The following is a 12,255-nucleotide window of genomic DNA, read 5'->3' on the forward strand; positions in this document are numbered from 1 at the left end:
TATAATTTAATAATGCTATACAGCCCTTATGTAATAATGGGCCATGCGGTTAGACTAAATAGCTTATAGCTGTTTTTTTATAGGCAGTCTCTTGAAGACTTTCGAGTCTACTTAGAGTTTTTCTTTCGTTAAGAAGGCAATTTGACTGTCTTGTCTGAACTGCCTGAAAGTGAATGGCGGACGCCACATTATAGTTAACTAATTATAAATCAGCTGCGATGTCAATCTCGCATAATGAACTAAGTGTAGCGTTTTCGCTTGTTTCTAATATATCTGAATTACATTAAGCTATTAAGAGCCTTATTCTACCAGTCATCTGATAAAATTTCATCCTTTCTATACAAACGCTATTCTTTAATATAAATAATAAAGCGCGTAGTCACATTGTAGATACAAGTAGCAGACAAGCCGCCTCTAATGCTATTTTAAAAAACAAATCAATCATAAAAAGTCATCTATATTGTTGTAGATGGCTTTTTTTATGGTTGATTTATAACTATGTAGAGAGCATTTTTATCTATTTTACTCATTTAGTCTGCAAATTGTGACAGCATATGAGTAGAATTTTGCTAGGCTAGGCGTGTACAAAAATAAAAAGTGAGCATTATGAGTTTACAGTACGCACTACTTGGCGATATGAGCTGGCAGAATCGAGCAGAGTGGCAAATACCAGACACCCCTTTTATGTCATTCGCTTTTTGGCAGGCGCTCAGTGACACCGGAGCGATTGGCGAGCAGGCGGGCTGGTTGCCTATTTATGTGTTGATATATCGCGTAGAGGATTCTAGTAGCACAGCGATAACAGGTTCTTCAACGGCATCATTGTCATCATCGCCATTAGATATATCAGAGCCGATTGCGGTGATGCCAGTATTTGTAAAGGGTCATCATCAAGGCGAGTTTGTATTTGATCATGCGTGGGCGCAAGCATATGCACAGTATGGTCTCGACTATTATCCTCGGCTAGTCACTAGTGCACCTTATACCCCAGTCACCGGCGAGCGTTTATGGTTGGCGCGTGGCGAAAAACTGAATGCTGAGATTGTGCAAACTGCAATTGCAGGGATTGATGATATTGCTCAGCAAGTTGGCGCGTCAGGTTGGCATGGACTGTTTGTCAGGCCTGAGTTTGCTGCTATCGCAACCACGTTAATGCCCGTTGATAGCGATATCAATCTTGGTGTTGAAGCCCAAAATCCTGCTTCTGAGTCGACATTTGCTTATACACCGATACTTGAGCGCCAAGGCTGCCAGTTTTTATGGCAAAATAAAAACCTCAGTCAAAATGATGAACCATTTACTGACTTCGAAGGATTTTTAGCGACGCTCAGAGCCAAAAAGCGTAAAACCATTCGTGCTGAGCGTAGAAAAGTCACCGAGCAAGGTATCATTTGCCAGCGAAAATGCGGTGATGAGATTACTGATGCCGACTGGAAAACGTTTTATCATTGTTATGTGATGACCTATGCGATACGTGGGCAACAGCCGTATTTGACCATGGATTTTTTTAAAGCATTGGCGCAAGGTATGGCTGAACACCTAATGTTGGCACAAGCTGTTGATGTAAATGGTGAAGTTATCGCTAGCAGTCTGTTTTTATATGACAAACCCGATAGTAAAAATGCGACTTTGTACGGTCGTTACTGGGGTGCGCTTGGTGAGTATGATAGCTTGCACTTTGAGCTGTGTTATTATCAAGGTATTGATTTTGCGATCGAGCAAGGCTTAAGCTATTTCGATCCTGGCACCCAAGGCGAGCATAAACTGATTCGTGGTTTTGTCCCTACTAAAACGCACTCCTTACATCGCATTTATGATGCGCGTTTTGTACCAGCGATTGGCGATTTTTGTAAAAAAGATCGTCTACATATGGCGCAGTATCGAGAGCAGGCATTTGAGGCTTTGCCATTTAATATTGATAATATGCCGATGTTTGATAGTGCTAATGTTTGATAGTACTAATGTTTGATATAGTTCATACACTTTTAAAAGAATACAGCGTTGCTGGAATGAATTTTTCGAAGCCTCTGGAGTGCAAAGCGCACAGCAAGCGAGGAAATTTTATACCAGCAACGCACTGTTTGACTTGTATCTTTTTTATTTAGACCTGACTATAGCAATGATTAATCTTCTTTCTTCTTTAACAAGCTTCTATTTAATAAGCGCCTATTAGCCATAAACTATGACCAGTACTCTTTCTTGTATTACCAATTCATCACCTCCGGCTGAGCTATTATCTTGGCTAAATACCGAAGGCTCTCTTACTGCCTTGCTAGAGGCAAAAGCGGGGCAGCCGCTACGCGTAAAACGCAGCTTTGAGGGTTATCGGTTATTGTCTTTAATACAAAAAAAGCAATTAGGTCTACAAGGCGCAGCGTTGAGTCGTCCATTATTAGCGTGGGTACGTGAGGCGCAGCTATACGGTAATGATGAGCTGCCATGGGTACAAGCTCAAAGTATTTTCCCGTTATCAAGTTTGCAGGGTCGCGCGCGCCGTCTTCAACAGTTAAAAAGCACACCGATTGGCTATGTATTGTTTAAGCGCAGTCGCACCTTACCCAATCAACGCTTTATCGAGCATACAACAGATGGCTGGCAACGGCAGACACTTTATGATTGGTATGGGCGCAAATTACTGATTAGTGAGACGTTTTTGCCGCAATTCTGTCAAACACAGCTGGACCTTTAAATGCTTCATTAGCAAAATAAAATGATTGATCAATTGGTCAGCTATTATTTTACTCTTTATTATTAAGAGGTTTTTAGTTAATAAGTGTCTTATAATTTTATAGTTTAGATTTAGGTTATATATTTGCAAAATACTGATTGATATATATTTTTAAGAAATAAATATCATCATGTAGGCTACTCAATATAAGGTGAGATTTTTTTGCGGTCGTAACATAAATTTTCATGTTACACTTAAACTTTAGCGATGATATCGATGCAAGCGCGTATCGAATTTATTGTTAAATCTGACAAGCTAATAACAAGCACACTACTTTTGCTTGCCTACTTCAAACTTCTTTTGTTACTCACTTCTTTTCAATGAAAGTTACTACTAACGACAGTCACAACTTAGGATTTTACTATGTTTAAAGATATTTCTATCAAAGATTTTGATCCCGTACTTGCTGAAGCCATGGCTGCTGAAAGCGTTCGTCAAGAAAACCATATTGAGCTTATCGCTTCAGAGAACTACTGCTCACAAGCGGTTATGGAAGCGCAAGGTACCGACCTGACCAATAAATACGCTGAAGGCTATCCTGGTAAGCGTTATTACGGTGGTTGTGAGCACGTCGACGTCGTTGAACAATTGGCCATTGACCGTGCAAAAGAGCTATTCGGTGCCGAGTATGTCAACGTCCAGCCGCATTCTGGTAGCCAAGCAAACTCTGCTGTTTTCTTAGCATTGTTAGATGCCAATGATACGGTTCTTGGTATGAGCTTAGACGCGGGTGGTCACTTGACGCATGGCGCGCATATCAATTTCTCAGGTTTGAACTACAACGCGGTACAGTATGGCTTGGTTGAAGAAACTGGTCTTATCGATTATGACGAAGTTGAGCGTTTGGCAAAAGAGCACAAACCTAAAATGATCATCGCTGGTTTTTCAGCGTATTCACAAGTGGTCGATTGGGCGCGTTTCCGTGAGATCTCTGATGAAGTTGGCGCTTATTTGTTAGTTGACATGGCACACGTTGCTGGTCTAGTTGCTGGTGGTGTTTATCCAAACCCAGTACCTTTTGCGGATGTGGTCACTACCACAACGCACAAAACCTTACGTGGCCCACGCTCAGGTATGATCCTTGCTCGTGACGAGAAGCTGGCGAAAAAGCTAAACTCAGCGGTATTCCCAGGCAACCAAGGTGGTCCATTGATGCACGTTATCGCTGCCAAAGCGGTATCATTCAAAGAAGCATTAGAAGACAACTTCAAAACCTATCAGCAGCAAGTGGTTAAAAACGCTCAAGCAATGGCGAAAGTAATCATCGACCGTGGCTATGAAATCATCTCTGGCGGTACTGAAAATCATCTGATGCTGATCAGCTTAGTGAAGCAAGAAATGACTGGTAAAGAAGCGGATAAATGGCTTGGTGATGCGCACATTACTGTGAATAAAAACGCCGTGCCAAACGATCCAAAATCACCGTTTGTGACTTCAGGTGTGCGTATTGGTACACCAGCGATTACTACTCGTGGCTTCAATGAAGCGCAAGCCGCTGAATTGGCTGGTTGGATTTGTGATGTACTAGACAGTCGTGGCGATGAAACAGTCACCGCTGAAGTACGTGGCAAAGTAGAAGCTATCTGTAAAGAGCTTCCTGTATATGCTAAAAACCAGTAACTTTTAAGCGCTCTTATTAAGAGTTGTAAAAAAACCGCTTAGCTGAATATGGCTAGGCGGTTTTTTTGTGAGTAATATAATGATAGATTAATATAGGTTATGGATTACAAGCTAAATCTTCAATAGACAGCCGTTAAAGAGTAATAAAAATGACAGACTATGATATTGATAAATTACTCGAGCAGTTAGAGCAGTATCCTGACGATGATAAGTTATTAGCGATAATTGCGCTTTACTATATCGAAAATCCAGAGGGTGATAAGGACTTAGAGTATTTAGAAAAAGCTTACCAAACCAACCCTTCGATAGAAAATACCCATAATTTAGCTTTTTGGTTGGATCATGAGTATGGGGAAGAAGAGAGGGGTATAGAATTACAAAAACAGGCTCTTCTTCTGCAACCACAGTCTTATTATCCATATGCGAGCTATGCTCAAATGCTCAGCTTTGATGTTGGATTAACAGACGATAGCTTTGCTTTTAAGTCTGTCGAGCACTATCAGGAAGTTATAAAGTACTGTTTGATAGCTATGGATAAGTATTCTAATGCGCCACTCAAACATCGTCAGTTGTACCCATTAATTCCTATCGGTTTATATAACAATATTGCATGCAGCTGTACTATGTTGGATGACTATGATCGAGCGCTTAGTTATTTTTTACAGTGTATACAATTATTAGAAAATCTGAATAGCTATGATTTTGGAGCAGCAATATCGCAAGCTATATTAGATGATGAAAAATATAAGCTCTTACTCAATCAAACTCGACTGTATATTTTGATAGGAAATAGGCAACAAGCATTAATGCTATTAAGTCAATTACAGAAAAATACCCAGTGTGATAACTTAGATATTGCTAATCTTTATGCAAGAGTAGGCGAATATGAGCTGGCAAGTGAAATAGTTTCAGATAATTATGTAGATGATTCATGGGAATGGATATGGTATGCCATCTACCAAGGTGATCAAGATAAATGGCATAGGATGAAACAAGTTACGCTTGAAAACGAAGTCAAATCGTTGGCTGAATCTCAAGCTGAGGCTGAAAATTATCAAGTAGCAAATGAGCTGGATTTACTTGAACAAGAAAATGAAGCTATAGAACATACAAAAAATGTCATTAGTAATATAAGAGTTATGCTAAAAACTGATAGTTATCATAAGCCTGACAATAGTATAAAAAAAGAATTTCTTAGAACATTTTTTGGCTGTTTATTGTTTGGTTGTCATGTACATGGTAATTTAATGGACGATACTATGGCAATGAGTGCACAAGAATAATCGAGTATTAAAAAAGGCTGAGCTACATTATCGTAGTCCAGCCTTATTCATTTTAGTCTAATTACGTTGCATTAATAGCTTAAAACGGTATCTTAGTAAATATCTGCAATACCGTCGCGTTAACGATATCGACAAAGAAAGCACCAACCATCGGTACAATCAAAAATGCCTTTGGTGATGGCAAATAGCGATCGGTAACTGCCTGCATATTAGCAATAGCCGTTGGCGTTGCGCCCATACCAAAACCAGAATGTCCGGCTGCCAAAACGGCGGCATCATAATCTTTGCCCATGATTCTAAAGGTGACAAAATAAGCATAAGCAATCATGACGGCAGTTTGTACGAGTAAGATTATCAAGACCGGCCCTGCTAAATCTGTCAATTCCCACAGTTTTAGGGATAACAGCGCCATGGCTAAAAATAGGCTTAACGAAGCATTACCAATCACATCAATCGCGCGGTCAAACATATCAAAGTTAAAGACCATGGTCAGCGCATTACGAATAATCACGCCGCCTGCCAATGCCCAAACGAAGGTTGGCAACTCAAATGCCGTGCCCTCTGCAACGATGGTCATCAAATCGGCAAACGCTAAAGCGCCTGCAAATAATGCCAGACTTTCAATGGTAGAAGAAGCGGTAATCAGACGAATGTTATCCGGCTTTTCAAACATCTCTTCATGTCTGTCATCACTATCTTCGGTATGTTTGGTGCTATATAAAGACTGCTGACCAGCAAGCTTTTCAACGTCACTTTGATTTGGATTTATGGGCGCTGGCTTAATGCCCATTTTATTGATCAATCTGCGTGCAACAGGACCACCAACCAGACCGCCTGCAACCAAACCATAAGTAGCAACGGCAATACCGAGGGTTGTGGCGCCAACCACACCGTATTGTTCTTCTAACACCACACCCCATGCTCCTGCAGTACCATGCCCGCCTGTTAGAGCGATAGAACCTGTGACCAAACCGAGCAGTGGATCAAGCCCAAGTGCGCTTGCCATTGCTACCCCAACCACATCCTGTAAAACAATAAAAACAGATACAACGATGGTAAAAATGAGTAACGGTGAGCCACCCGCTTTAAGGCGTCCAAAATCGGCACTCAGACCAATTGAGGCAAAAAACATCAGCATAGTCGCTGTTTGTAGACCTTGGTGAAAGTTAAAAGTATAACCCCATAGCAAATTAAGCGCATATACGATTGCGGCAGCAACTAGACCACCCGCGACAGGCTCTGGAATATTAAAATCTTCCAAGAACTTTATCTTCTTAACCAAGAAGCGCCCAAGTAACAGCACTAGTGTTGCAAATATTAGCGTGTAATATCCATTTAGTGTAACTTCCATAAGTTAATCCTTTCTATAAATATAACTCTATAAATTAACCTGAATTCGGGATAAATCTGTTTTTATCTCGAATTCAGATTCTTGTGATATTAGCGACTAAAATCAGTCGTTTGATGCCACAATAATCCATAATTGTGGTTTGCCAAAATCGTTATAGGCGTCCTCAACGATGCGTTTAAAGACATTAAAGTCCTCAGTATTTATTTTTTCCACCTCATTTAAGTAAATCTTTAGGTGTTTTATATCGCTATCAGTCAAACAGTCCCAAGCACTGTCCCAGTTATGCGAAAAATAACTGGGGAAACTACCTACTTTTGCTAAGCTAGTCAATAGAGTTTCTTTATTTAAGACGTCGCCAATAGGGATATTAATCGCTTGTTCAGGAATACTGCCAATAAGGGCAGAGCTGTTTTGATTAATATAATAAATCGCTTGGCTCATATCAGTTTACCTCCAGTTTTTTAAAGCTATCGTAATGATCGATAGTCAAATAATAAATGGTTGGTGGATAACCGCCCGTGACAATGCGCCGTGCGCCGCGATGAGAAACGCCTGGCGTGGGTACGGTATATTCGCGATAGTAGCCTTGCGACTGCGCCGGTAAGCTGCCTTCTCGATTATAAAACGTCGTGCCATCTTTATTAGGATAAGGAAAAGGTCCACCTTGCTGAATCAGCGCAATGGTTCGATCTATCTGCACATCACCGATGATAGCAGTTGCGTTTGAGGTGCTAGATGGTTCAGAGGAAGTCTGCGATATCGTAGTTAGTTGCGTAGCATCTGCAAAAAAACTAGATTTTAAGTCGGCAAAAAAATAGACCGCCACGGCAATAATGGCAATGATGCTAAATAAAGTGGATAGGGTGCTTTTTTTATGTTGATTGTTACGGTCGTTTTTTACTTTATGATTTGTCTGAGTACTATTGGAGTCATTTCGACCAGTATTTTTTGCACGGCGATGAGCTGAATTTGGCTCTGGACTTTTTGAATCTGCGATTTCTAATATGCTCAATTCATTAGAGGCCACTTCAGTAGCTCTTAATTGATTTTTTTCATTACGCTCACTATTAAAATAAACGCGTTGCCCTTCGTTGATTGGCTGTGATAACCGCACTGTACTCACATGAAAAAACACGTCTTCACTTTGATTATCGACATTGATAAAGCCATAGCCTTTATCTGAATTCCAATGCTTAATCGTGCCACTTTGCATGGGCGTATCATCCTGTCGATAAAGTTTTTGCAGATAAAATAATGCTTATATGTCATATATAACATATTTATTAAAAATAAAAAAACGCCAGCAATTAAGCTGACGTTATGTAACAATTATACTGCAGACAGAACTACAGATTGTATTGAAGACGTAATAAGTTAAGCGCGCGTTTCACCATGCCCATAAACAATCCACTTTTGTGAGGTCAAACCTTCGAGTCCAACGGGTCCACGCGCGTGAATCTTGTCGGTTGAGATGCCAATTTCAGCGCCAAGACCATACTCGAAACCATCTGCAAAACGGCTAGAGGCATTAATCATGACGCTTGCTGAGTCAACTTCGCGGATAAAGCGTTGCGACTTGGTATAATTATCAGTAATGATGACGTCGGTATGATGACTGCCATGGGTATTGATATGTTCAATCGCTTCATCAATGCCGGATAGGATTTTAATCGCTAAGATAGGAGCGAGATATTCGGTATCCCAATCCTGAGCGGTAGCGGCTGATAAATGACCTTTAAGCTTGGCATTGTCATTTAAAATAGCCTGTGATTTATCATCAAGGCGCAGTTGCATGGCATCATCAGCTTTTATGATTGCTTCAGCGATTTTTGGTAATAGCTCATTGGCAACGGATTCATCAACCAATAGGGTTTCCATGGTATTACAGGTGCCATAACGATGGGTTTTGGCATTGACGCTGACTTTAATGGCAATATCTGCATCTGCATCGCTATCGATAAAGGTATGACAATTACCGTCTAGGTGTTTGATCACGGGGACGCGAGCATCACGGCTAATGCGCTCAATCAAGCCTTTACCACCACGTGGTACGATGACATCGACATAGTCAGTCATAGTAATAAGCTCACCGACGGCAGCGCGGTCGGTGGTTTCTAGCACTTGGACACTATGCCCAGACATAGCGACTTTCTGTAACCCTTTTAAAATGCACTTAGCAATCGCTTGATTGGATTCAAATGCCTCAGAACCACCACGTAGGATGATAGCGTTGCCCGACTTTAGCGCCAAAGAGGCAGCCTCTAAAGTCACGTTCGGACGCGATTCATAAATCATACCGACCACGCCAAGTGGCACACGCATTTTACCTAGATGAATACCGGATGGCTGATAAGTCATGTCAGTAACTTCACCAATAGGGTCGGGCAGCGCCGCGACGTCTTTCAAACCTTGTAGCATAGCGTCGAAGCGAGCATCATTGAGCTCCAAACGATCAAGTAGAGCGGCGTCTAAGTTGTTCTTTTGCCCATTATCCATGTCGATTTTATTGGCGGCTAAAATATCTTGTTTGGCGCTTTTTAGTGCCTCGTGAATCGCCATAAGTGCTGAGTTTTTATCGCCAGTATTAGCAGCAGCGAGTGCCCTTGATGCTGCGCGCGCTTGCTTACCGACCGTTTGCATATAAGCGGTAATATCTGTGGTATTCGATTGACTCATAAATCTTATTCCTTATATTTATAAATTAGCGGTTTGTAGACCCGTAATGATAGACCCTAGATTTTTATAAAATTGTCGAAAATAAATAAAAGCAGCTAAAATAGCTGTAAAAGTAACTAAAAAGGCAGTAAAGCTGCCAAATATCATCAATAATCTACAAAGATATAGTTTTCAGCACCCTTATGGCGCTCTGCTATTTAACATAGAGGAGATTACGACGATAGTAAAGTCGATTTTGTGAACAAAGACTGTTTCTGCAAGCGTTACAGTGTCTTTTTACGACGTTATTTTTTTATGCTTAATTCTATATATTTAGTCTTGTCCATTTAATGAGATAGCCGCTATTTTAAGACCAGTTTATGGTTACGTATTTTTAACAGAAGTCCGCTGTAATTGCTAAGGTAGTGGCTATCAATCGTGAGTATAGTAAGTCATAAGCGGTTACGTGGTTTTTCAGCAATTTCTAAGTAACTGTTAATAATAATGCTTAAATGCTTAAATGCTCAATACTAAAAATGGAGAATAAAAATGGCAATTGACAATAATCAGGTTCAAAAAGCTGGCATGTATAAAAGCTGGCTGACTGTGGGATTGGTAGCAGTGGCATTAACGGTAAGCGCCTGCGGTAAAAAAGAAGAGGCTCCTATAGAAGCTGCACCAGCAGTCGATGCACAGACTGCGGTAGAAGAGGAGGCGACGGGCGTTGCCACTGCAGGCAGCTCTGATGATATTGCTGTTGCAAGTGCCGATGCCAATGCCAATGCTAATGCCAATGCCAATGCTAATGCCAATGCTAATGCCAATGCTAATGATGGTATGGTCGTCGGTAGTAATGATGATGTTGCCGTGGCGACTGCTGATGATGCAGAAATAATGGATGGTAGTGAGAGCGAAGAGCATATTTCAACTTACTAATTCAGTAGATAAAACAGCGCTAACAGTATTAAGATGATAAAATGAGGCCTATAACTGATTGCGCGTTATGGGCTTTATTTTATAGAGGCTATTTTAACGCCCAAAATCTGAAGATCAGCAGCTATAGATCTTGCCTTTTTTCTACCTCTCTTTTTTATTCACATTTTCACTCATATTTATTGGAAGTCTGCTAAACCATGCTTGATACTGCAAAGAATCCGACTCGGCCTATCGCCTTAGATTTACAAGACCTCCATAAAAGCTTCGGCTCATTGGATGTGCTAAAAGGGGTGTCTCTCACCGCCTATGATGGCGACGTCATCTCTATTTTAGGCTCGTCCGGCTCAGGTAAGTCGACCCTGCTGCGCTGTATCAATCTGCTTGAAAAGCCCAATCAGGGTCGCATCATCATCGGTAATGACGAACTGATGCTAAAGCCTGCTAAGTCAGGCGAGCTGCAAGCGGCTGATATCAAGCAGTTAGAAAGCTTGCGCGCGCGCGTGGGTTTCGTATTCCAAAATTTTAATCTATGGCCGCACAAAACGATTATACAAAATATTATCGAAGGGCCAATGCAAGTTTTAAAAATAAAAAAAGACCAAGCCATTAGCGATGCTGAAAAACTGCTCGATAAGGTTGGTCTGCTCGATAAGAAAGATGCGTATCCAGCAAACCTATCCGGTGGTCAGCGCCAACGTGTCGCTATCGCCCGCGCCCTAGCGATGCAACCTCAGGTTCTATTGTTTGATGAGCCAACTTCTGCATTAGATCCGGAGCTGGTCAATGAAGTGCTTGCCGTCATGCGAGAGCTGGCAGCAGAGGGACGCACTATGCTGATTGTGACCCACGAGATGCGTTTTGCTCGTGAAGTTTCGAGCAAGGTTGTGTTCTTACATCAAGGTGTTGTTGAAGAGATTGGTACCCCTGAACAAGTCTTTGATCATCCTAAATCTGAACGTGTCAAAGATTTTATGGCATCGCATCGTCAAAACTAAGCATTGTCAAAACTAAGCATCGTCAAAATTAGAAAACGAATGTTATCTTATGTGATGACAGCTTTATCGTTGTTACAGTCACTGTAGCGACATTTGAGAGGCCAAGATTACGCCTTAGTAACTCTGTTAGTAGTTTTATTACCCTATAATCACAGCCGGTAGGCAAAACGTTTGTTTTTGATATTTTACTCAGGTATTATCAAAAGGTTTATAGGCAGTCGCTAATGGCGCCTGCCTCTATCTTCTATTACCTGAGTGACTCATCGGACAGGGATGTCAGAGCACAAAATATCAGACCTTTATACTAAAAAATCCATCAGAATTTAAGGAACACATGATGTCGAATTCTCGCCTATTATGGTCGTCGATGACCGTCACCGCTGCGCTAATGCTTGGTGCTTGTAGTCAGCCTGCCAATGAAGCCACTGATACCAATGCTGATGCACCCGCAGCAGGAACAGCTGGCAAGACCATTCGTATCGCCACCGAGGGCGCTTATCCTCCTTTTAACTATACCAATGCCGATGGCAGTTTGGCGGGTTTCGATATCGACGTTGCCAATGCCTTATGTGAGCAGATGCAAGCCAAATGTGAAATAGTCGCCCAAGAGTGGGACGGTATTATTCCAGGTTTACTGGCACAAAAGTACGATGCGGTGATTGCTGGTATGTCTATCTGTAGTGGTCA

Annotated in this window: 10 protein-coding genes and 1 pseudogene; 7 read left to right on the plus strand and 4 right to left on the minus strand. The window is 41.4% G+C overall.

The genetic code is table 11. The annotated features are described in order from the left end of the window. Positions 1-606: 606 nt before the first annotated feature. From DABAL43B_RS01855 to DABAL43B_RS01870, 4 genes are all read left to right on the plus strand, one after another. Positions 607-1,953 (plus strand): GNAT family N-acetyltransferase, encoded by a 1,347-nt coding sequence (locus tag DABAL43B_RS01855; RefSeq protein WP_079690815.1) that lies wholly within the window; start codon positions 607-609, stop codon positions 1,951-1,953. 229 nt (positions 1,954-2,182) lie between these two features. Continuing rightward, complete coding sequence (locus tag DABAL43B_RS01860) at positions 2,183-2,689, plus strand: chorismate--pyruvate lyase family protein (RefSeq protein WP_079690816.1); 507 nt, start codon at positions 2,183-2,185, stop codon at positions 2,687-2,689. 402 nt (positions 2,690-3,091) lie between these two features. Then, a complete protein-coding gene (gene glyA / locus DABAL43B_RS01865; protein WP_079690817.1) occupies positions 3,092-4,348 on the plus strand; it encodes a serine hydroxymethyltransferase in 1,257 nt (418 codons plus the stop codon). Positions 4,349-4,497: 149 nt separating this feature from the next. After that, positions 4,498-5,631 (plus strand): hypothetical protein, encoded by a 1,134-nt coding sequence (locus DABAL43B_RS01870; protein WP_079690818.1) that lies wholly within the window; start codon positions 4,498-4,500, stop codon positions 5,629-5,631. Positions 5,632-5,710: 79 nt separating this feature from the next. Here DABAL43B_RS01870 and DABAL43B_RS01875 read toward each other — a convergent pair whose 3' ends face one another. The 4 genes from DABAL43B_RS01875 to DABAL43B_RS01890 all read right to left on the minus strand — a co-directional run bounded on the left by DABAL43B_RS01875 (position 5,711) and on the right by DABAL43B_RS01890 (position 9,658). After that, on the minus strand, positions 5,711-6,982 hold the full coding sequence (locus tag DABAL43B_RS01875; RefSeq protein WP_079690819.1) for a sodium/glutamate symporter: 1,272 nt from the start codon (positions 6,980-6,982) through the stop codon (positions 5,711-5,713). Between the two features lie 102 nt (positions 6,983-7,084). After that, entirely contained in the window at positions 7,085-7,423 is a 339-nt protein-coding gene (locus DABAL43B_RS01880) for a barstar family protein (RefSeq protein WP_079690820.1), read from the minus strand. A gap of 1 nt (position 7,424) precedes the next feature. Beyond that, entirely contained in the window at positions 7,425-8,195 is a 771-nt protein-coding gene (locus DABAL43B_RS14455) for a ribonuclease domain-containing protein (protein ID WP_079690821.1), read from the minus strand. Positions 8,196-8,356: 161 nt separating this feature from the next. Beyond that, entirely contained in the window at positions 8,357-9,658 is a 1,302-nt protein-coding gene (locus tag DABAL43B_RS01890) for a glutamate-5-semialdehyde dehydrogenase (RefSeq protein ID WP_079690822.1), read from the minus strand. Between the two features lie 528 nt (positions 9,659-10,186). Between DABAL43B_RS01890 and DABAL43B_RS01895 the strand changes: the two genes are divergently transcribed. The 3 genes and pseudogenes from DABAL43B_RS01895 to DABAL43B_RS01905 all read left to right on the plus strand — a co-directional run. Beyond that, entirely contained in the window at positions 10,187-10,573 is a 387-nt protein-coding gene (locus tag DABAL43B_RS01895) for a hypothetical protein (RefSeq protein WP_079690823.1), read from the plus strand. A 197-nt stretch (positions 10,574-10,770) separates the two neighbouring features. Next, a complete protein-coding gene (locus tag DABAL43B_RS01900; RefSeq protein ID WP_079690824.1) occupies positions 10,771-11,568 on the plus strand; it encodes an ABC transporter ATP-binding protein in 798 nt (265 codons plus the stop codon). 334 nt (positions 11,569-11,902) lie between these two features. Then, positions 11,903-12,244 (plus strand): annotated as a pseudogene (locus DABAL43B_RS01905) (transporter substrate-binding domain-containing protein); the annotation flags it as partial. Positions 12,245-12,255 lie beyond the last annotated feature (11 nt).

The sequence above is a fragment of the Psychrobacter sp. DAB_AL43B genome (assembly GCF_900168255.1).
In the GTDB taxonomy this organism is placed as follows: Bacteria; Pseudomonadota; Gammaproteobacteria; order Pseudomonadales; family Moraxellaceae; genus Psychrobacter.